This is a genomic window from Ancylobacter sp. VNQ12 (assembly GCF_049445835.1).
In the GTDB taxonomy this organism is placed as follows: Bacteria; Pseudomonadota; Alphaproteobacteria; order Rhizobiales; family Xanthobacteraceae; genus Ancylobacter.
On sequence record NZ_JBMSDU010000001.1, the window covers coordinates 33,182 to 53,646 of the forward strand.

Annotated in this window: 14 protein-coding genes and 1 tRNA gene; 8 read left to right on the forward strand and 7 right to left on the reverse strand. The window is 68.3% G+C overall.

Features of this window, described 5'->3' with window-relative positions; translation table 11 throughout:
• Nucleotides 1-24: 24 nt before the first annotated feature.
• On the reverse strand, nucleotides 25-879 hold the full coding sequence (locus ACO2RV_RS00160; RefSeq protein WP_423288551.1) for an SDR family oxidoreductase: 855 nt from the start codon (nucleotides 877-879) through the stop codon (nucleotides 25-27).
• A gap of 294 nt (nucleotides 880-1,173) precedes the next feature.
• Between ACO2RV_RS00160 and ACO2RV_RS00165 the strand changes: the two genes are divergently transcribed.
• Nucleotides 1,174-1,590 carry a winged helix-turn-helix transcriptional regulator gene (locus ACO2RV_RS00165; protein ID WP_423288553.1) on the forward strand — a complete coding sequence of 139 codons (417 nt, stop codon included), beginning with the start codon at nucleotides 1,174-1,176 and terminating at the stop codon, nucleotides 1,588-1,590.
• Here ACO2RV_RS00165 and selD read toward each other — a convergent pair.
• The 3 genes from selD to ACO2RV_RS00180 all read right to left on the reverse strand — a co-directional run bounded on the left by selD (nucleotide 1,524) and on the right by ACO2RV_RS00180 (nucleotide 4,427).
• Nucleotides 1,524-2,588: a selenide, water dikinase SelD gene (gene selD / locus ACO2RV_RS00170; RefSeq protein WP_423288555.1), complete on the reverse strand. Its 1,065-nt coding sequence runs from the start codon at nucleotides 2,586-2,588 to the stop codon at nucleotides 1,524-1,526. The two genes, ACO2RV_RS00165 and selD, sit on opposite strands and share 67 nt — an antisense overlap.
• 205 nt (nucleotides 2,589-2,793) lie before the next feature.
• Nucleotides 2,794-3,921: a transglutaminase-like domain-containing protein gene (locus tag ACO2RV_RS00175; RefSeq protein WP_423288557.1), complete on the reverse strand. Its 1,128-nt coding sequence runs from the start codon at nucleotides 3,919-3,921 to the stop codon at nucleotides 2,794-2,796.
• 14 nt (nucleotides 3,922-3,935) lie between these two features.
• Complete coding sequence (locus ACO2RV_RS00180) at nucleotides 3,936-4,427, reverse strand: TlpA disulfide reductase family protein (protein ID WP_423288559.1); 492 nt, start codon at nucleotides 4,425-4,427, stop codon at nucleotides 3,936-3,938.
• Nucleotides 4,428-4,767: 340 nt separating this feature from the next.
• Between ACO2RV_RS00180 and fdnG the strand changes: the two genes are divergently transcribed.
• The 7 genes from fdnG to ACO2RV_RS00215 all read left to right on the forward strand — a co-directional run bounded on the left by fdnG (nucleotide 4,768) and on the right by ACO2RV_RS00215 (nucleotide 14,129).
• The gene (gene fdnG, locus ACO2RV_RS00185) at nucleotides 4,768-7,854 is read left to right on the forward strand and encodes a formate dehydrogenase-N subunit alpha (protein ID WP_423288561.1); all 3,087 of its coding nucleotides are present in this window, start codon (nucleotides 4,768-4,770) and stop codon (nucleotides 7,852-7,854) included.
• 15 nt (nucleotides 7,855-7,869) lie between these two features.
• Entirely contained in the window at nucleotides 7,870-8,859 is a 990-nt protein-coding gene (gene fdxH, locus ACO2RV_RS00190; protein WP_423288563.1) for a formate dehydrogenase subunit beta, read from the forward strand.
• Nucleotides 8,859-9,563: a formate dehydrogenase subunit gamma gene (locus ACO2RV_RS00195; RefSeq protein ID WP_423288565.1), complete on the forward strand. Its 705-nt coding sequence runs from the start codon at nucleotides 8,859-8,861 to the stop codon at nucleotides 9,561-9,563. Before fdxH ends, ACO2RV_RS00195 begins: the two co-directional genes overlap by 1 nt.
• A 156-nt stretch (nucleotides 9,564-9,719) precedes the next feature.
• Nucleotides 9,720-10,631: a formate dehydrogenase accessory protein FdhE gene (gene fdhE, locus ACO2RV_RS00200; RefSeq protein WP_423288567.1), complete on the forward strand. Its 912-nt coding sequence runs from the start codon at nucleotides 9,720-9,722 to the stop codon at nucleotides 10,629-10,631.
• Between the two features lie 10 nt (nucleotides 10,632-10,641).
• The gene (gene selA / locus ACO2RV_RS00205) at nucleotides 10,642-12,069 is read left to right on the forward strand and encodes an L-seryl-tRNA(Sec) selenium transferase (protein WP_423288569.1); all 1,428 of its coding nucleotides are present in this window, start codon (nucleotides 10,642-10,644) and stop codon (nucleotides 12,067-12,069) included.
• Entirely contained in the window at nucleotides 12,066-14,057 is a 1,992-nt protein-coding gene (gene selB, locus ACO2RV_RS00210; protein ID WP_423288571.1) for a selenocysteine-specific translation elongation factor, read from the forward strand. The genes selA and selB overlap by 4 nt, the downstream gene beginning before the upstream one ends.
• Nucleotides 14,034-14,129: transfer RNA gene (locus ACO2RV_RS00215), tRNA-Sec, on the forward strand. Before selB ends, ACO2RV_RS00215 begins: the two co-directional genes overlap by 24 nt.
• Nucleotides 14,130-14,213: 84 nt before the next feature.
• On the opposite strand, the gene ACO2RV_RS00220 is transcribed toward ACO2RV_RS00215, so the two are convergent.
• The 3 genes from ACO2RV_RS00220 to ACO2RV_RS00230 are packed head-to-tail and all read right to left on the reverse strand — an operon-like array spanning nucleotide 14,214 to nucleotide 20,463.
• Nucleotides 14,214-16,592, reverse strand: coding sequence for a hypothetical protein (locus ACO2RV_RS00220; RefSeq protein WP_423288573.1), 2,379 nt, complete (start codon nucleotides 16,590-16,592; stop codon nucleotides 14,214-14,216).
• Complete coding sequence (locus ACO2RV_RS00225) at nucleotides 16,583-17,632, reverse strand: glycosyl hydrolase family 8 (RefSeq protein WP_423288575.1); 1,050 nt, start codon at nucleotides 17,630-17,632, stop codon at nucleotides 16,583-16,585. The genes ACO2RV_RS00220 and ACO2RV_RS00225 overlap by 10 nt, the downstream gene beginning before the upstream one ends.
• A complete protein-coding gene (locus ACO2RV_RS00230) occupies nucleotides 17,629-20,463 on the reverse strand; it encodes a cellulose biosynthesis cyclic di-GMP-binding regulatory protein BcsB (protein WP_423288577.1) in 2,835 nt (944 codons plus the stop codon). The genes ACO2RV_RS00225 and ACO2RV_RS00230 overlap by 4 nt, the downstream gene beginning before the upstream one ends.
• Nucleotides 20,464-20,465: the final 2 nt, after the last annotated feature.

A 20,465-nucleotide genomic window follows, 5' to 3' on the forward strand; every position in this document is an offset into this window, starting at 1 on the left:
GCGGCCGGCCGCGGGCGCAGGGGCTCAGGCGAAGCGGGCGAGATAGGCGCGGGCGCTGGTCGAGGGGCGGCCGGCGAGCGTCTCCACGTCCCGCGAGGTCGCGGCATATTCGCCGGCGCCGAGCGCGGCATAGAAGCTGCCGACGCCGGTGGCGACGAATTCCGGCAGGCCCATGGCGCGGAACTGCTCCTCGAAGGCCGAGACCGGCACGTCGAGCGCCTTGATGTCCTTGCCGGTGATTTCCGACAGGAGCGCGGCGAGATCGATGGCGGACCAGGCCTCGCTGCCGGCGAGTTCATAGACCTTGTTTTCATGGCCGGTGCCGGTGACGGCGCCGACGATCGCGTCCGCCACATCTTCGTGGCTGATATACGCGACCTTGCCCGCGATGCCGGTGAAGGGCAGTACGCCGCTCGCCTTGGCATTGGCGAAGAGCGGGTCGTTGTTGGAGAAATACGAGTTGTCGCGCAGGATCGTATAGGCGATGCCGGACGCCTTCAGCTCGGCCTCGGTCGCCTCATGCGCCTTGGCCCAGTCGAACCGGCTGGTGGCGACCGGGTTGACGGCGCTGGTGTAGACGATGCGCTTCACCCCCGCGGCCTTGGCCGCCTCGATGGCATTGTGATGCTGGGCGATACGGGCCTCGTTCGGGCCGACGCCGGAGATGATGACGGCCACCTCCTCGCCGGCAAAGGCGGCCTTCAGGCTCGCGGGGTCGTCATAATCGGCGGCGACGACGGCAAAACCCTGCGCCTGCTGCGCGGCGAGCTTCTCCGGCGAGCGGACGGCGAGCTTGACGCTGCCGGCGAGACCCTTTGCGGCGAAGGCGCTCGCAAGGGTCTGGCCCAGCTTGCCGCTGGCGGCGGTGATGACGGTCATGGCGGGTGCTTCCTGTTGGGCGGCCCTGCGGCTCGCCTCGGTTACTGAATGAGAGTAACATGCAGTTTGGAAGCGAGCGGACAAGAAGGGTTTTCAAAGTGCGTCGGTATGCGTGGGGTAACCGAGGGGCTTTGGTTTCATGGATGACCCTCATCCTGAGGTGCGAGCGCAGCGAGCCTCGAAGGATGCCCATCCGGTGCACCTGAATGAGCATCCTTCGAGGCCCGGCCTCTGGCCGGGCACCTCAGGATGAGGTCGATCGGGTGGGACGTGAGAGCTTAGGAGAGAAACCAAGTGCTTGTGGATGTCGATAAATACGCGCTGCAGGAGCTGTGCCCGACGCGCGACGTGCTGGACCGTATCGGCGATCGCTGGACCGTGCTGGTGCTGAGCGAGCTGGAGGACGGTTCGCGCCGTTTCACCGCGCTCAAGCGGGCGATACCGGACATCTCACAGCGCATGCTGGCGCAGACGCTGCGCCACCTCGAAGCCGACGGGCTGGTGACGCGCACGGTGTTTCCCACCATCCCGCCGCGGGTGGACTACGCGCTGACCGATCTCGGCCGCTCGCTGATGATCCCCTTGCGCGCGCTGGTGGGGTGGGCCGAGGCCAACCACCAGACTGTGCGTGCGGCGCGCGAGCGCTATGCGCGTACCGTGACGGAGGGCGTACCCTCGACCACGCGGCCGACGATGGCGGCCCTGGGGTAGCCGGCGGCACGGATCTGATCGAGCACCCGCGCCGCGGCATTCGGCGCGACGGCGACCAGCAGGCCGCCGGAGGTCTGCGGGTCGGTGAAGAGGTGCCTTCGGTGCTCCGGCAGCCCCTCGGGCAGATGCACCGCCTCGCCATAGCTCGCCCAGTTGCGGTGCGAGGCGCCGGTGATGAAGCCCTTCTGCGCCAGCGTTTCCGCCTCCGAGAGCAGCGGCAGTGCGTTAGCGTCGATCTCCAGCGCGAGGCCGGCGCCACGCGCAACTTCGAGGCCATGGCCGAGAATGCCGAAGCCGGTGACGTCGGTCACGGCGTGCACCTCCGCGTCCTTGCCGAGCTCGGTGCCGATCTTGTTGAGCGTCGTCATCGAGCCGATCATCTCGGCATAGCCGGCGGGCGACAGTGCCTCCTTCTTGAAGGCGGCGGAATAGATGCCCACCCCGAGCGGCTTGGTCAGGATCAACGTGTCGCCCGCGCGCGCCGTGCTGTTCTTGCGGATGGTCTCGGGCCGGGCGGTGCCGATGACGGCGAGGCCGTAGATCGGCTCGGGGGAATCGATGGAGTGGCCGCCGGCGATCGGGATGCCGGCCTCCGCCGCGATCGAGGCGCCGCCCTTCAGGATCTCGCGTACCATCGCCGGCTCCAGCTTGCCGAGCGGCATGCCGAGAATGGCGAGCGCCAGCAAGGGTTTGCCGCCCATGGCATAGACGTCGGAAATGGCATTGGTGGCGGCGATGCGGCCGAACTCGAAGGGGTCGTCGACCATCGGCATGAAGAAGTCGGTGGTGGCAATGAGGCAGGTGTCGTCGTCCAGCTGCCAGACCGCCGCGTCGTCGCCGGTCTCGGTGCCGACCAGCAGACGCTCGAACGGCCCGGCGAGCGGCTGTTCCGACAGCAATTCGCGCAGCACCGAAGGCGCGAGCTTGCAGCCGCAGCCGCCGCCATGGGCGAGGCTGGTGAGGCGGAACGGGGCGGGCTCAGCGGGCTTGTCGAGCATGGTGACGTGTCCTCGTGTTCTTCACCTCTCCCCCACGGGGAGAGGTCGCCGCGCAGCGGCGGGTGAGGGGCTTTTGGCCACAGGTCGGTCTTCCCCCTCACCCCAACCCTCTCCGCCTGAGCCGGATGTTTCCGGTTCAGGCATCGCCGGAATCGAACTCGGCAACAGCCGAATTCGGGCGGGGAGAGGGAGCTTTCAGCGCCGATCAGGCCGAAAGCTCGCTCGCCTTGATGGTGTATTTGAAGGCGTCCGGGTCGAGGCAGTCGTGGCGCAGGCTGGCCACTTCCGCCTGCGGGTACATCAGGAAGCCGAGCTTCGGGCCGGACGAGCCGGGCAGGGCGATGTCGTGGCCGTCATTATAAGCGAGCCAGTTGCCTTCCCACGAGCCGAACAGCGCCTTGCGCGCGGCCAGCACCTTGGCGTCGTCCATGGCGTTCTTGCCTGGCGGCTCCTCCAGCACGACCTTGCGCACATCGGCGGGATCGGTCGCGACCCAGCCGAAGCCGTCCAGCCACACTTCGGCGCGGCAGTGCTGCGCCTTGGAGATGGTCGGCGAATTGGCGCCGAGGCTCTTGTAGCCGAAGGCGGAAGGCGCGACGCGGATGCCGTAGAGGTCGCGGGCGGGAATGCCGGCGGCGCGCACGAGGCCGACATAGAGCGCGTTGAGATCGGCGCATTTGCCGCCGAGATTGCCGCTCTGCAAGAGCGAGGCGACGTCGCCCGTGCCGCAGCCGCGGGTGGCGGCGTTGCGATAGGTGTTCTCGACCACCCACTCATAGATGGCGCGGGCCTTCTCGACGTCGCTGGTCTTGTCGGCGGTGATCTTGTCCGAGGTCGCCTTCACGATGCCGTCGAGCGGAACGAGGTCGGTCGGTGCCAGGAACAGCGCGCGGTCCTCCGCCGAGAGCGGGGCGACGGTGCCGGGCTTGGAGAGGTCGGTGGCGCGGTCGCGGGTGGCGAAGGTCGAGGTGATCTCGACGGTCGGCGCCTTCTCGCCCTCGGCCCAGGTGAGGTGCAGCATCTGCGCGCCGTAATGCGGGTCCGTCTCGACCTTGGCGGTGGCGGCGTTGGTCTTCCAGCGGCTCTCGCCCGGCTTGAACCAGTCGGCGGCGGTGTAGGAGGGCAGCGGCACCCAGGCTTGAGCCGGGCCGGCCTTGCCCTCGACCGGGGCGATGTCGAGCGTCGTCACCACCTCGAAATTGCGCCATTTGCCGGGCTGCGGCGCGAAGACGGCACCGGCGGGCGCCGCGACCTGCGCGAGAGCGTGATGCGGCACGGCGGCGACGGCGGCGAGCGCGGCACCGGCTTTGAGGAATTCGCGGCGGCTGGTCATGTTGTGGCTCCCGATTATTCGTTGAGGGGCGGCAGCACGCCTTCAGGCGGCACGCCGGCGGGGGTCGCGAGACGTTCGAGCAGAGGCAGGGCGGACGGGTCGTCCCAGTCGACCGGGCCGCCGGCGTAAAGACGCAACACATGCGAGGCATCGAGCACGAAGCTGGTCGGCAGGACGGCGACGCTCCACGCCTTCATGGCGGCGCGGTCCTCGTCGAGCAGTATGGGGAAGGGCACGGGCTGCTTCTCGAAGAAGCGCCGCACCCGTAGCTCCGGCTCGCCGACATCCACCGCGAGCAGCGCGACGGGTCCGTCGCCGATGCGCGCGACGAGCCGCGACAGCCCGGCCATCTCCTCCCGGCACGGCTCGCACCATGTCGCGAAGAAGTGAACGATGACGACTTTGCCGCGCAGTGCCTCAAGGCTCTGCATCCTGTCGCGCAGCGTGGGCAGGGCAAGCGCAGGCGCCGCGCTGCCGAGCGGCAGCGGCGGGCTGGAGGCGGCCACCGCCAGGCTCCCCGGCGACAATGATGCCAGGGAAGCGATCGCGGCTGCGGAGAGATGACGGACGATGCCCCGGCACGCGGGAGCCTGATGCACAAACATCGTGCGCGATGCTGCGACTACGGCGCGCGCACGTCAACCCGTCTGCCGGCAGCAGGCTGTGCAGTGCGGCGCAGCATTTTCAAACCGCACGGCAACATGGGGAACGGCTTGGAAATACACGGGTTTTTGTGTGCGATCCGCCGCTCTCCAGTTTGACATTGGAGGGGTTAAAAAATATGTTTCACGATCGGATTTGCCTATCGACCGATGGGCATTGCGGCAGAAAATCGGGAGGGTCTCGATGAATATGGAGCTCTCGCGCCGGACGTTTCTGAAAACGTCGGGTGCGGGTATCGCGGGTACGTCGCTGGGAGCCTTCGGGTTCGGCGAGGCGGAGGCGGCAGTGGCCTCCTTCATCAAGCCGTTCCATCTGGTGAACACGACGGAAACGCGGAACACCTGCACCTATTGCTCGGTCGCCTGCGGCATCATCATCTATTCCAAGGGCGACCTTCGGAAGGGTGAGAAGGCCGACATCGTCCATATCGAGGGCGATGCCGACCACCCGACCAATCGCGGCACGCTCTGCCCCAAGGGCGCGGCGCTGCGCGACATCGTGAAATCCGAGACCCGGCTGACCCAGCCGATGGTGCGCAAGCCCGGCTCCGACAAGTTCGAGCCGATCGCCTGGGAGGCCGCGCTCGACAAGATCGCCCGTGCGCTGAAGGACGATCGCGACGCGAACTTCATCGCCACCAACAAGGATGGCGTGACGGTCAACCGCTGGCTGACGACGGGTTTCCTCGCCGCCTCCGCGACGACCAACGAGACGGCGTTCTGCACCTACAAGGTGGTGCGCAGCACAGGCATATTGGCGTTCGACAACCAAGCGCGCGTCTGACACGGCCCGACGGTGGCGAGTCTCGCCCCAACATTCGGCCGTGGCGCAATGACGAACTCGTGGACGGACATCAAGAACACCGACCTCGTCGTCATCATGGGCGGCAATGCCGCCGAAGCACATCCCTGCGGATTCAAATGGGTCACGGAGGCGAAAGCCAACCGGGGCGCCAAGCTCATTGTCGTCGACCCGCGCTACACGCGCTCGGCGTCGGTGGCGGACTATTACGCGCCGATCCGTCAGGGCACCGACATCGCCTTCCTGATGGGCCTGATCAACTACTGCATGGCCAACGACAAGGTGCAGTGGGCCTACACCAAGGCCTTCACCAACGCTGCCTATCTCGTGAAGGAGGGCTTCACCTACCAGGACGGCCTGTTCACCGGCTATGACGAGGCCAAGCGCGACTACGTCAGAGACACCTGGGAATACGAGATCGGGCCGGACGGCTATGCCGTGGTCGACGAGACGCTGCAGAATCCGCGCTGCGTGTGGAACCTGCTGAAGCAGCACGTCGCCCTCTACACGCCGGAAATGGTCGAGCGCATCTGCGGCACCCCGAAGGAGAAGTTCCTGAAGGTCGCCGAGATGATCGCCGAGTGCTCCTCGCCGACCAAGACCATGACGAGCATGTACGCGCTCGGCTGGACCCAGCATTCCAAGGGCGCGCAGAACATTCGCGGCATGGCGATGCTCCAGCTCATCCTCGGTAATATCGGGGTGCGCGGCGGCGGCATGAATGCGTTGCGCGGCCACTCCAACATTCAGGGGCTGACGGATCTCGGGCTGATGAGCAACCTCATCCCCGGCTATCTGAACATTCCCACGGACAAGGAGGTGGACTTCGCCACCTACATGTCGACGCGCGGCTTCAAGCCGCTGCGGCCGAACCAGATGAGCTACTGGCAGAACTACAAGAAGTTCTTCGTCAGCTTCATGAAGTCGATGTACGGCTCCGCCGCCACGGTGGAGAACGACTGGGCCTACGCCTACCTGCCCAAGCTCGACGTGCCCGGATACGACGTCCTGCGGGCGTTCGAGCTGATGAAGCAGGGCAAGATGAACAACTACATCTGCCAGGGCTTCAATCCGCTGCAGGCCTTCCCCAACAAGGCCAAGCTGGCCGAGGCGCTCGCCAAGCTCAAGCTGCTCGTGATCATGGACCCGCTCCAGACCGAGACGGCCCGCTTCTGGGAGGACCACGGCACCTTCAACAAGGCCGATCCCGCCGCGATCAAGACGGAGGTGATCCAGCTGCCCACGACCTGCTTCGCGGAGGACGAGGGCTCGCTGGTCAATTCCGGCCGCTGGCTGCAATGGCACTGGCCGGGCGGCTCGCCTCCCGGCGAGGCCAAGCACGACACCTGGATCATGGCGCAGATCCATCTGCGCCTGAAGGAGCTCTACAAGAAGGAAGGCGGCGCCTTCCCCGATCCGATCGTCAATCTCAACTGGTCCTACAAGGATCCGGGCGAGCCGACGCCGGAAGAGCTGGCCAAGGAGATGAACGGCTCGGCGCTGGTCGACGTGTTCGATCCGGCCGACCCGACCAAGAAGCTGCTGGAGGCGGGCAAGCAGCTTGCCGGCTTCGGCCAGTATCGCGACGACGGCACCACGGCGGGCGGCTGCTGGATCTTCTCCGGCTGCTACACCGAGGCCGGCAACATGATGGCGCGCCGGGACAATTCCGACCCGGGCGACACCGGCGCCTACCTCAAATGGTCGTTCGCCTGGCCGGCGAACCGGCGCATCCTCTACAACCGCGCTTCCTGCGACCTCGACGGCAAGCCGTGGGATCCCTCGCGCAAGCTGATCGAATGGGACGGCTCCAAATGGAGCGGCTACGACGTGCCGGACATCGCGCCGACCGCCAAGCCGCGCGACGTCGGCCCGTTCATCATGAACCCGGAGGGCGTCTCCCGCCTGTTCGTGCGCAAGATGATGCGCGACGGGCCGTTCCCGGTGCATTACGAGCCGTTCGAGAGCCCGGTCGCCAACGTCATTGCCCCGAAGATCGTCGGCAATCCGGTGGCGCGCGTGTTCGCGGACGACTGGAAGCAGTTCGCCAAGACCGGCTCGGCCGAGTTCCCCTATGCGGCGACCTCGTACCGGCTCACCGAGCACTTCCACTACTGGACCAAGAACAACCACGTGAACGCGGTGCTTCAGCCCGAGCAGTTCGTCGAGATTTCCGAGGAACTGGCGAAGGAGAAGGGCATCGCGCTCGGCGGCTGGGTGCGGGTGTGGTCGATGCGCGGCTCGCTGTTCGCCAAGGCGGTGGTCACCAAGCGGATCAAGCCGATGACCATCGACGGCAAGACCGTCCATGTGGTCGGCGTGCCGATCCACTGGGGCTTCGTCGGCGCCGCCCGCAAGGGCTTCCCGGCGAATGTGCTCACCCCCTTCGTGGGCGACGCCAACATCGAGACGCCGGAGTTCAAGGCGTTCCTGGTGAATATCGAAGCGTCCACCGGGCCGGTGGCATAACAGGGAGGCGGTACGATGTTTCCACCCATTCCGAACCCGTCCGTCTCCCCCGAAGCCGCGTCCCAGCGTTTCGGCGAGAAGGACATCATGCGCCGCTCCGCTTCCGAGGTGACGCCGCCGGCTGAGCGGCTCACCGAAGTGGCGAAGCTGATCGACGTCACCAAGTGCATCGGCTGCAAGGCGTGCCAGGCGGCCTGCCTCGAATGGAACAACCTCACCGAGGAGATCGGCTTCAACCACGGGGTCTACACCAACCCCATGGACCTGACGCCGGACACCTTCACGCTGATGCGCTTCACCGAGTGGGTGAACCCCGAGACCGAGAATCTCGAATGGCTCATCCGCAAGGATGGCTGCATGCATTGCGAGGATCCGGGCTGCCTGAAGGCCTGCCCCTCGCCCGGCGCCATCGTGCAGTACTCGAACGGCATCGTCGACTTCCAGCACGAGAACTGCATCGGCTGCGGCTACTGCATCAAGGGCTGCCCGTTCAACATCCCGCGCATCTCCAAGGTCGACCACACCGCCTACAAGTGCACGCTGTGCTCGGACCGCGTGGCGGTGGGCCAGGGTCCGGCCTGCCAGAAGGCCTGCCCGACCCAGGCCATCGTCTTCGGCACCAAGCAGGAGATGAAGGACTGGGCGGATTTCCGCATCAAGGACCTGAAGTCGCGCGGCTTCGACAAGGCGGGCCTCTATGATCCGCAGGGCGTGGGCGGCACGCATGTGATGTATGTGCTGCATCACGCCGACACCCCGTCCATCTATGCCGGCCTGCCGGACAATCCGCGCATCTCGCCGATCGTCGAGACCTGGAAGGGCGTGACCAAATATGTCGGTCTCGCCGTGATGGGCTTCGCCGCCGCCGCGGGCTTCCTCCACTATGTGGTGGCCGGGCCCAACAAGGTGACGGAAGAGGACGAGGAGAACGCCGAGAAGCTCACCGAGGGCAAGGCGCCGCCGCCCCCGGCTTCCGGCCCGGCGCATGAGCAGGGGAGGACATGATGGCCGCCATCCATCAGAACGAGATCCCCAACGATGTCGAGCCGGGCGATGCCGTCCGGCCCGGACACCCCGTGCATGTGAAGCGCTACACGGTCGGGGCGCGCATCAACCACTGGATCACCGCCATCAGCCTCGTGCTGCTGGCGCTGTCCGGCATGGCGCTGTTCACGCCGCGCCTGTTCTTCCTGACTGGCCTGTTCGGCGGCGGGCAGTGGACGCGCACGCTGCATCCCTGGATCGGCGTGGTGCTGTTCTTCTCCTTCGCCATCCTGTTCATCCGCTTCTGGCGGGCCAACCTTCCCGCACGGGAGGATGTCGACTGGGTTGCGCATTCCGGCGACCTCTTGGCCGGGCGCGAGGAGAAGATGCCGGAGGTCGGCAAGTACAATGCCGGCCAGAAGGGCGTGTTCTGGGCGATGTCGGTGTTGATCATCACCCTGATCGCCTCTGGCATCGTGATGTGGGACCAGTATTTCTATGATCTCACCACCATCCCGCAGAAGCGCGTCGCCATTCTGGTGCATGCCATTGCGGCGGTGGTCATCATCTGCGTCTGGATCATCCACGTCTATGCGGCGATCTGGGTCAAGGGCACCATCGGCGCCATGACCAAGGGCGAGGTGACGGGCGGCTGGGCCTGGCGCCACCATCGCAAATGGCTGCGCGAACTGGTGAGCCGCAAGCCGCGCGCACCGGCGGAATAAGTCGCCGGGTCGCCGGCGACGGCAGGCGATCCTATATTGTCGGCGATCCCGGCGGCGGCCCGCCCCCGCCGGGATGACGCCTTGGCGTGCGTGTCCAGCGTTTGCGCGTTCTATCGTTGCGTAGCCACGTGGCCCGTGCGGTTCGTGAGGGAATGAATGTCCGCAGACCTGCAACCTGATCCGACCGCGATCGGCGATGTCTCGACCCCGCCCTTCGCGGTGCTGCCCGATCCCGTCACGCTGTTCGGCATCCGCGCGCAAAGGCTGAAGACCTATGCGGCGGTGAGCCCGCTCAAGCCCTATCTCGATTTCGTCGCCGGCCTCGTGGAGGCGCAGGGGGCCATCGTGCCGGCGCTGCCGCCGGTGGAGCTGCCCGACCGGGAGACGCTCGAGCGCGCGGCGTCCTTCGAGATGCCCGCGCTCGACCGCGCCGGCTTCAAGCTCGACGACACGCTGGAGACGACGCTGGAGGCGATGTTCGACGCCAGCGCCCGCGTCGCCATGCCGAAGGAGGCCGCCGACGCGCTGACCCGCGTGCGCCGCGCCGACGGCGCCGAGCGCGCGCAGATGGTGCGCGACGTGCTCGCCCACGACATGCCGATCGAGACGCTGGCCGAGCATGTCTATGTCGCGGCGGCGCTGCAGGTGCATTTCGCTCGCCTCGCCGCCGGCCTCGATGCCGGCAAGCTGGTCGCCGTGGGCGACGGCGTCTGCCCCGCCTGCGGCGGGCCGCCGGTCGCCTCGCTGATCGTCGAATGGCGCAACGCGCATGGCAACCGCTTCTGCGTCTGTTCGCTGTGCTCGACGCTGTGGAACTATGTCCGCATCCGCTGCTGCTCCTGCGGCTCCACCAAGGGCATCGGCTATCAGGAGGTGGAGGGCAGCCCCGGCACGGTGAAGGCCGAGACCTGCGACGAGTGCCGCACTTATGTGAAGGTGATGTACCAGAACAAGGACGTCACCATGGAGGCGGTGGCCGACGATATCGGCACGCTGGCGCTCGACATGATGATGCGCGAGGGTCCCTATCGGCGGGCCGCCTTCAACCCCTTCCTGCTCGGCTATTGAGGGGCACCCGATGGACGCGGAAGCCCGGCCCTCGCTTCGTGACCTGCCCTCGGTCGACCTCGTGCTGCGGACGCCGGCGGGCGAGATGACGGTGGAACGCTTTGGCCGGCCGGCCGCCACCGCCGCCATTCGCGCCGCACTGGACGAGGTGCGCGGCTGCGTGCTGGCGGGCCATCTCGCCAGCCTGCCGACGCCGGACCATGTGGCGCTGGCCGCGAGCGAGACGCTGGAGCGGGCCGCTCGCGCGAGCCTGCGCCCGGTGTTCAACCTCACCGGCACGGTGCTGCACACCAATCTCGGCCGCGCCCTGCTGGCCGAGGAGGCAGTGGAAGCCGCGACCGCCGCCATGCGCTCGGCCGTGGCGCTGGAGTTCGACCTTGCCACCGGCAAGCGCGGCGAGCGCGACGACCATGTGCGCGACCTGCTGATCGAACTGACCGGGGCGGAGGACGCCACCGTCGTCAACAACAACGCCGCCGCCGTGCTGCTGGTGCTGAATACGCTGGGGCAGAATTCCGACGGCAGCCCGCGCGAGGCCGTCGTCTCGCGCGGCGAGCTGATCGAGATCGGCGGCGCCTTCCGCATGCCGGACATCATGGCGCGGGCGGGCGTGACGCTGGTCGAGGTCGGCACCACCAACCGCACCCACCCGAAGGACTATGTCGGCGCCATTGGCGAGGCGACCGGGCTGGTGCTGAAGGTGCATACCTCGAATTACCGCATCGAGGGGTTCACCCGCGACGTGCCGGCGCGCGAACTGGCGGTCATCGCCCATGCGCGCGAGGTGCCGCTGGTGAACGACCTCGGCTCCGGCACGCTGGTCGACCTCTCCCGTCTCGGGCTGGCGCATGAGCCGACCGTGCGCGAGGCGGTGGCGGATGGGGCGGACATCGTCACCTTCTCCGGCGACAAGCTGCTGGGCGGGCCGCAGACCGGCTTCATCGTCGGCCGCGCCGACCTCATCGCGGCGATCAACAAGAACCCGATGAAGCGCGCCTTGCGCGTCGACAAGGTGCGGCTCGCCGCGCTGGAGGCGACGCTGAAGCTCTACCGCGATCCCGAGCGGCTGGTGGCGCGGCTGCCGACGCTGCGGCTTCTGGCGCGCACGCGCGGCGAACTCGCCGCCCGCGCCCATGCGCTCGCCGAACATGTTGCGACGCGGCTCGGCGACGGCTTCGACATCGAGATGGTGGAGTGCGCCAGCCAGATCGGCTCCGGCGCGCTGCCGCTGGAGACGCTGCCGAGCGCGGCGCTCGCCATCCGCCCGGCCCTTGAGGCCTCCGGCGGGCGGCTCAACGCGCTGGCGGCGGCGTTGCGGGAGCTTCCCGTCCCGGTGGTCGGGCGCATCGCCGAGGGCGCGCTGCTGTTCGACCTGCGCTGCCTTGAGGACGAGGCCGGCTTCCTCGACAGCCTCGCCCATATAAGGCTGCCGGCATGATCATCGGCACGGCCGGCCATATCGACCACGGCAAGACCGCGCTGGTGGGCGCGCTGACCGGGGTCGATACCGACCGGCTGAAGGAGGAGAAGGCGCGGGGCATCTCCATCGATCTCGGCTTCGCCTATCTCCCCACCGAGGCCGGCACGCTCGGCTTCATCGACGTGCCGGGGCATGAGAAGTTCATCCACACCATGCTGGCGGGCGCCAGCGGCATCGATTTCGCGCTGCTCATCGTCGCCGCCGATGACGGGGTGATGCCGCAGACCCGCGAGCATCTGGCGCTGCTCGACCTGCTCGGCATCACGCACGGGCTGATCGCGCTGACCAAGGCCGACCTTGCCGATGACGCGCGACGCGCGGCGGTGGAGGCGGAGATCGCCGCGCTCTTGGACGGTACTTCGCTGGAGGGTGCCCCGGTCGTCGCCGTGTCCTCGCTGACCGGGGAGGGGATCGACGACCTGCGCGGACGGCTTGTGGATGCGGCGCGGGCGTTTCGCGCGCGGGCGGCGGAAGGGCGCTTCCGCCTCGCGGTCGACCGCAGCTTCACGCTGTCCGGTGCCGGCACGGTGGTGACCGGCACGGTACTCTCCGGCCAGGTGAAGGTGGGCGATCAGCTCATGCTCTCGCCCTCGGGAATTCCGGCCCGCGTGCGCTCCATCCATGCGCAGAACCGCAAGGCGGAGGAGGGCCGCGCCGGGGATCGCTGCGCGCTGAACCTCGCCGGCGAGGGCGTGACGCATGAGGGGATCACCCGCGGCGACATGGTGCTCGATCCCGCGCTGCATGCCCCGACCGAGCGCATCGACGCGAAACTCCGGGTATTGGCGGGCGAACCCAAGGCGCTCGGCCAGTGGTTTCCGGTGCGGCTGCACCATGCCTCGGTCGAGGTCGGCGCCCGGCTGGTGCCGCTGTCGCTGGAGGCCGTGCCGCCCGGAGACGAGGCTTATGTCCAGCTGGTGCTGGAGCGGCCGATCGCGGCGGCGAGCGGCGACCGCTTCGTGATCCGCGATACCTCGGCGCAGCGCACCATCGGCGGCGGCACGCTGCTCGACCTGCGCGCCCCGGCCCGCAAGCGCCGCACGCCGGAGCGCCTCGCCCAGCTCGACGCAGGGACGGAGGCCGATCCCGCCCTCGCCGTGGCGCGGCTGCTCGAGGGCGAGCCGTTCCATCTCGACCTCGACGGCTTCGCGCGAGACCGGGCGCTGGCGGCGGCGGCGCCCGTGACCCTTGCCGAACAGCTCGGCCTCGTGACGTTTGCGGCGGGCGGCACGCGCACCGCGCTGTCGCCCGCGCGCTGGGAGTTCTACCGCGCCGCGCTGCTGGCGGAGCTGACGCGCTTCCACGATGCCAATCCGGACCTGCCGGGCATGGGCGCGGAGAGGCTGCGGCTGGCGCTGGTGCCGCGCCTCGCCAAGCCGGTCTTTGCCGAGGCGCTGAAGCGGCTCGCCGGCGAGGGGAGGATAGGGCTCGACGGCGCCTGGGTGCGGCTCGCCGGGCATGAGGTGCGCCTCACCCGGCAGGATGAGGTGCTGTGGGAGCTGATCGAGCCGCACCTCGGCGGGGCCGAGCGGTTCCGCCCGCCGCGCGTGCGTGATCTCGCCGGCCTCACCGGCGCGCCGGAGCCCGATATCCGCCGGCTGTTGAAGCTGCTCGGGCGCATGGGCCGCGCCGACGAGGTGGCGCATGACCATTTCTTCCTGCGCGCCACCGTGGCGGAGATGGTCGGCATGGTGCGCGACCTCTCGCAGGCCGCCGCCGACCACCAGTTCGCCGCCAGTGCGTTCCGCGACCGCATCGAAGAAGGGGAACACGCGGTCGGCCGCAAGGTCGCGATCCAGATATTGGAGTTCTTCGACCGGCACGGCGTGACGCTGCGCCGTGGAGATCTCCGACGCATCAACCCGCACAGGCTGGACCTGTTCGGCGCGATCGGGGAGACTGTGCCGGACACGACGCCTTCTGGAAGGGAAGCATCACTGGTGTGATGTCCGGGCTTCAAACCCGGGAGGGGCCGCGAGACGGTCCCTGGTGGGTTCGACTCCCACTCTCTTCCGCCACATGACCCGCAGGACGGGACAAGCAAAAGGGCCGGCGCCCGGATGAGCGTCGGCCCTTTTCGTCTGCGTCGGCGGCGAGGCCGGTCAGTACGCATCCTTCATCTGGCGCGTCGCGGCCAGGATGGCCTGCGTGCCGTTCATCGCTTCGGTATTGCCCTGTGCGGCGAGCGCCTTGAAGATGCGGTTGGCCGACTGGAAGTCGCGGATCTTGTAGTAGCACCAGGCGCGCATCAGCATGAGATCCTGCTGCTCCGGCGCGATGCGGGCGAGTTCGTCCAGGGCGATCAGCGCCTCGACATAGCGGCTGTCCTTGTAGAACTCGTAGGCGCGCTGGGTCAGAAGATCCTTGGTCAGCGCCAGCGAGCGGCGCGGGCTCTGCGGCGCTTCGAGGGCCGCGGCGCTGGCGGCATTCGTCATGCCCTTGCGCAGATAGGCCAGCGACTTGCCATAGGCGGCGTCTTCCGCCGTACGGCCGGTGCCGTATTTGATGGCGTAGTCGAAGGCCGGGATCGCCTCCATCGGCCGGTTCATCTCCATGAGCTGCCAGCCGCGCGCCAGCGAGGAGGCCGCGCCGCCACCACCGCCGCCGACATCGGATACCGTGCTGCCGGTGCGGGCGACGGAGCGGGTGACCGAGCGCCGGCGCGGCGGGGCCGGGGCATAGCTGGCGGCGACCGGCGTGGCATAGGCCCGCTCGGCGGCGACCTGGGTGGTGACAGGCTGTCCAACGGCACCCGGCAGCGGCTGGAACTGCGCGGTCGGCTGATAGGTGCCAGGCACTCCCTGAAGTTGCACGCCCTGAACCTGCGCGCCCTGGAATTGCGGCACCGGCTGGAACTGGCCCGTCGGCGCATAGGACAGGGCGGGGGCACCCGGCTGCACGCTGGCGGCGCCGGGCACGGGGACGAATTGCGGCGTCGCCACGCCCGGAACATAGCCGCGGCCGGCATTGACCGTGGGCGCGCCGAGCGGCGGCGGCTGCAGGGTCGGGGTCGGCGTCAGGCGCGCGGCGGCGGCAATCAGCGGATCGTTGTAGCGCAGGGTCGTCGTCTGCGCGTTGCGGGCCTCGAGGCGGGCGCGCACCACGGGATCGACGAGGGCGACGATGCGCTCCGAGCGCGGGCCCCAGCTGCGCACCATGGCCATGAGCCGTGCCTGGTCGCCGAGACGCCAGAAGGTCAGCGAAAGGCCGTAGGCGGAGGGCTCGTCGTTCGGATCCCAGGTCAGCGCCGTCTCGAACCAGGACTGCGAGGTGACGATCTGCCCGGTATTGTAGGCGTACCAGCCGAGCGCCTGCGCGCCGGGCACATATTTGTCGCGCATCACCACCGGGCTGAAGCGCGACAGCACGATCTCGTCGAGCACCGGCGGGGGATCGGCGGTCAGCAGGCTGATGACGACGTCGAGATAGGCCTTGTTGTTCTCGGGCGCGCTGTCGCGCCACTCATAGGCGATCGGCTCGGCTTCGAGCGCGCGGCCGAGGAAGTTCAGCGCCAGCACATAACCTTCCGCCGACTTCGGGCCGCCCTTGCGGTCCAGCGCCAGCTTGAACCATTCGAGCGCGCGCTGCGCCTCGTCGTGGCGGAACAGATACCAGCCCAGCAGCAGCGGGTCGCCCGGCGTGGTGCTCTGGCGCGACAGCTCTTCCATGCGCTTGATGTCGTGGTCCGGAACCGAGAATTCCGGATTCTCCGCCGCCTTGCCCATGCGCCGGCGGATCAGGTCGTCGCGCAGCACGTCGAATTCCGGCTTGTCGTCGGCGTCCTTTCGCTCCAGCTCCATGAGCTTGGCGATCTGCTCGTCGGTCAGCAGCGGAATGGCCTTCTGCATCGTCGCGAGACGTTCGTTCGGGTCGTTGCAGTTGGTCAGCACATAGGTGTAGGCGTCGAGCGCGCGCGGCAGCTGGTTGGTCTTGCTGAAGGCCTCGGCGACGCGCCAGAGGATGTCGACATTCGAGCAGGTGAGCACGCCCGGCGTCTCGGTGGCGAGCCGCAGCACGGTCGACCATTGCTGCGCATCGGAGGCGTTGATGAGGCGCTGGCGGGTTTCCGATTCATTGAGCCGGGCGATCAGGTCCGCCGGCGGATCCCACGCCGGATCGGCCGCTTGCCGCGCGGCGATGGCGCTGCGCACGTCGCTGTACTTGCCGTCGGCATAGAGCTTCCACATGCGCTCCAGCTCGGTGTCGGTCTGCGGGCCGAACAGATCGGCGGGCGGCGACCATTCCGGGTAGAGCGCGCGCAGGCGGGCGATTTCGGCTTCGAGCCGGCGCGTGTCGCCCTGCGAGGCGAAGTAGCGGAGAGCGGTTTCGTCGACCTTGGGGCGTGCCGTGCCCGGCGTGTCGCCATTGGCGCGGTTGGCGGGCGTGCTGCCGGAGCTGCCAGGGAGCTCGATCTGCTGCGCAATGGCGGGGAGGACGGTTCCTCCCAGCACGATCAGCAGAGCGGCTCTCTTCAAAGACATCTCGGATATTTCTCCGCGACTAGCGCCCAGCCCAACAAGTAAAGTGTCGACGGATAGTAGAGCGTGGGCTCGAACCGCCGCAGATCATCCGGGATAGGAGCCGCATCAAGGGCACATGCCAGAACCGCCCCGAGCATGCGATAGCCCGGATCGGTCAGCCGCGTCAGCACGCGTCCGGTGGGGATCTCGACGACCGCGGGTGTGCCCCCGTTCTCGATCAGCCAGTTCCGCCGGAATGTCTCCTGTAGCTCTGCGTCCACTATCCCCGCACGCAATAGGTAAAGAGATATCCTTAACGAATTGTAACCAAAGACCGGGGGGAAGCCCTCGGCCACGGTCACCGGCGCATTGTTCGGCGCCGAAATCCAGTCCGGCGGAAGCCGCGCGGGGCCGAGCTGCGCGATGCGCAGCAGCTCGATGCCGCCGGCCACCACGCCGTCCCAATCGGTCTCCGGCGCGAGTTGCTTCATCACCGGAAAAGCTTCGAATATCCAATAGGATAGATTGAGTATCGGGCCGTCCTTGCGGTCCCCGGCGGCAAATCCGGCCGCGCCGGGCAACAGCACCAGCCGGCTGCCGCTGCGCACGATGAGCTTCTTGCCCACGGCCCGCGCGATCTTCTGGGCGCTGTCTATATAGGACTGGTTGCCCCACGTTCTTCCGGCCCGCGCCAAAGCATAAGAAATTAACAGATCGCCGTCGCTCGCCGCGTTGACGTCCGTAACACGTGGTGTCGAATTCGGGTCCCAGCGCCATGCAGCGAGTCCGTCGTCGCGAATCAGCAACTCGGTACGCGTGAAACTCCATATGCGCTCGAAATTGCTTCTGTCACCAGCTAAATAGGCCAGAAGCATTCCATAGCCCTGACCTTCGCTGTGACTGATGCCGCCATTGGCGGTGTCGACGACCCGTCCTGAATCGTCGACGAAGTGCTGCATATAGGCTTCCCAGGCCGCCGCCGGGATGGAAGAGGTCTGCGCTTTCACTGAAACAACCCCGAAGGCGAGCAAGAAGATGCCGGCGACGAGGCGTTTCATCATGTGGGGCGTCCCAGTCGTCTCAGGAGGAAGGCCGTGGCAATGCCGAGCACGGTGCCGGCGATGAGCAGCATCAGCGCATAAGGCATGATGTTGGTCGAGAGCCAGTTCGCCGCGATCATTCGGAAGTTCGCGAAGGACAACGGCTGGGTGATGATGAAGCGGAAGGACGAGGTGTCCCGGCGCTCGACCTCGCCCGTGGAGCTCTGGAAGGCGACGGCCTGACCGCCGATCCGGTTCCAGACATTGTCGGCGGTGAAGCGGACCATCGAGGCGCTGAGTGCCTCCGAGGTGCGGGCCGTCACCAGCGTCCAGGACTGCTGGCCGTTGGTGCTGGAGCCCTGCGCCATCAGGATCGAGGTGCGCGGCGGCGGCTCGTACAGCGTGCGCCGGCCCTCCTGGATGCGCAGCGAGTCGAAGCCGATCGCGAAGGTGCGCCGCAGCCATTCCTCGAACGCATCCATGACGGCGTAGACGCCGCCGCGGCCGGCCACGCTCTCGCGCCAGCGCTCGTAGATTTCCGGCGTGTTGTGCTGGCTCGGCTGCTCGGTCGGCACCATCTGGGTGTCGGCGGAGCGCCGGTTGCGGAAGCGCTCCAGCACGTTGTCGTAGTTCTCGCTGCCGGCGACGCCGCTCGGCCGGTCGTCCTCCACCGAGACTACCCAGTTGGCCCGTGTCGAGGGTGCGATGCCGACCTGGTCCAGCACGCTGGAGGCGATGTGGTCGATGCCGCCGACGAAGATGGTGTTGCGCTCGCCCAGCGTCACCGAGGCGGCGGAGGCGTCGATCGGCAAGGGCGCGCCGTTCGAGAGCGCGAGGCGCGCCATCAGCGTGCCGGCGCCGGCGAGCGTCGCCGCATCCTGCCGCGCCAGCACGACGGCGATCGGATTGCCGTCGATATTGTAGGGAAAGCCGGTGGCGGTGAACGCGCCGAGGTCGGGCAGGCGGCCGATGCGGGCGAAGTTGCCGAGGGAGAACTCCGACGAGTCGAACAGCACGAACCGGTTGTCCGCCGGCAGCGTCGCGCCGGGCAGGCAGCGGGCGTCGGATTCGGTGTCGAGCACGACCTCGAGCCACAGCCGGTTGATGCCCGGCCGGAAATTGCGCAGCGGAACGAACATCGGCTGATGCTGGAACAGCCCGCCGCCGCGTGCCGTGATCGGCAGGGTGGAGGCGATCTGCTGGTTCACATAGAGGTCGATATGGCTGCCCGGCCGGACCGCGGCGGTGAAGGCGGCGTCGAGGAACAGGTTCGCATTGCCATAGGCCTCGGCATAGAAGTCCGGCGGCAAGGCGATCTGGAACTCGGAGCGGAAGCGGCGCCCGGAGAATTCCTGCGTGGTGACGCCGAGCTCCGCCAGCCGGACGCTGCGTGCGCCGTCGAACAATGGGGCGTTGGGCGCGAAGCGGGTCTGGGTGTTGATGGCGTCGGTCTGCGGGATCGAGATGCCGTTGAGCCGGTCGATGGCGCGGTCGACGTCGGCCGGCGTGGGGCCGGAGATGACGAGGGTCGGCGCGCCGAGTCGGTCGTCGTCGAGGAAGCTGGTGATCGGTCGCTGGCGGGCGTCGGCGGGCACCGCCGCCATCAGGCGGGGCAGCTCGGATGCGGTGCCGACGACCACGGTGAACGTGCCCGGCGCGGCCCGCCCCTGCGCGCCCTCGGCGATGACCACCGACGGATTGGGAAACTGGCCGCGCACGGCAAGTCCCTGCACGACGCGCAGCACCCGCGCGCTGCCGCCGCCTTCGATCGGGCCCGGCGTGATCACGCGGATGGTGGTGACGCCCTTGTCGTCGAAGCCGACCGAGGGGAGATCGTCGAGCCCGCCGGTGATGGGCGGGCGGCCGCCGGCGAAGGAGAGGCCGGTGCCCTCATTGTTGATCTCGGTCCACAGCTCATAGGTGGCGGTGACGGCGCAGTCGGTGCGGTGGCGCTGCACGACGTCGACGCGGATGAGGTTGGCGCCCGCGCGCAGGGCACCGCGATGGATCGGCACGGCGAAGCGCGAGGGCTCCTGCGAGGAGGCGATCGGCGTCTCGATGACGGCCTGGCCGTTGATCGTCACGCGGATGCGCGAGGTCTCGGGCATCACCACGACGGCGTTGATGTAGCTCAGCAGGAAGGTCGCCTGGCGGGCCGCTTCTTCCTCGGTGACGTAGATCACCCAGGCGCGCGAGGCGACTTCGCCGGAGAAGATCATTCGCGGCTGCGGGATGATGAAGCGGTCCGGCCGCGGCGGTGCGCTCGGCTGGCTGCTCGTCGGCACCGGGGCGACGCGCGGCGGGGCGGGCTGGCCGGGACGCATCTGGAACGGCGCGGCGGAGGGGGCCGGCGCGCCGGCTTCGCCGGGCAGGCCGAGGCCGGTCGAGGGATACGTTTCGCCGGAAGGCGCCGCCGGGGCGGCGGCCGGGGGCGGCGCGGATTGCGTGAGCGCGCGCGGAGCCGGCGCGGGAGCGGCGGTGGACGGCGCAGTGGTGGACGGGGCCGCTCCGGACGGGCCCGGCGTTGCCGGCGTGCCGACCGCCGCCGAGGGGAAGGACGGCATGGAGAAGCTGGAGCCGCCGGACGAGCCGCCGGCGGGGGCCTGGCCGGCGGCCGGGGCCGGGAAGGCCGGTTGCTGAACTGCGGCCGAAGGGGCGGTCGACGGTGCGGCGGAGGGAGCCGTCATCGGCACCGATGTCGCCGGCCCCTTGGGCGCGGAGCCCGCGTCCTGCAGCGGCGGCGTCATCGAGAAGCCCGTGCCCTGACCGGCCGACCCGCCCTGCTGTGCGAAAGCGCTGCAGGCGAAGGCGGCGACAAGGCCGATCACCGCGATCGAGGAAACGGCGCGCATGG

What these genes read in the sequence shown, in the direction of transcription:
- ACO2RV_RS00220 (WP_423288573.1), bottom strand. Translation starts at nt 16,592, where the DNA reads ATGTCTTTGAAGAGAGCCGCTCTGCTGATCGTGCTGGGAGGAACCGTC.
- fdhE (WP_423288567.1), top strand. Translation starts at nt 9,720, where the DNA reads ATGTCCGCAGACCTGCAACCTGATCCGACCGCGATCGGCGATGTCTCG.
- fdxH (WP_423288563.1), top strand. Translation starts at nt 7,870, where the DNA reads ATGTTTCCACCCATTCCGAACCCGTCCGTCTCCCCCGAAGCCGCGTCC.
- ACO2RV_RS00230 (WP_423288577.1), bottom strand. Translation starts at nt 20,463, where the DNA reads ATGCGCGCCGTTTCCTCGATCGCGGTGATCGGCCTTGTCGCCGCCTTC.
- selD (WP_423288555.1), bottom strand. Translation starts at nt 2,588, where the DNA reads ATGCTCGACAAGCCCGCTGAGCCCGCCCCGTTCCGCCTCACCAGCCTC.
- selB (WP_423288571.1), top strand. Translation starts at nt 12,066, where the DNA reads ATGATCATCGGCACGGCCGGCCATATCGACCACGGCAAGACCGCGCTG.
- ACO2RV_RS00160 (WP_423288551.1), bottom strand. Translation starts at nt 879, where the DNA reads ATGACCGTCATCACCGCCGCCAGCGGCAAGCTGGGCCAGACCCTTGCG.
- ACO2RV_RS00225 (WP_423288575.1), bottom strand. Translation starts at nt 17,632, where the DNA reads ATGATGAAACGCCTCGTCGCCGGCATCTTCTTGCTCGCCTTCGGGGTT.
- ACO2RV_RS00195 (WP_423288565.1), top strand. Translation starts at nt 8,859, where the DNA reads ATGGCCGCCATCCATCAGAACGAGATCCCCAACGATGTCGAGCCGGGC.
- ACO2RV_RS00175 (WP_423288557.1), bottom strand. Translation starts at nt 3,921, where the DNA reads ATGACCAGCCGCCGCGAATTCCTCAAAGCCGGTGCCGCGCTCGCCGCC.
- selA (WP_423288569.1), top strand. Translation starts at nt 10,642, where the DNA reads ATGGACGCGGAAGCCCGGCCCTCGCTTCGTGACCTGCCCTCGGTCGAC.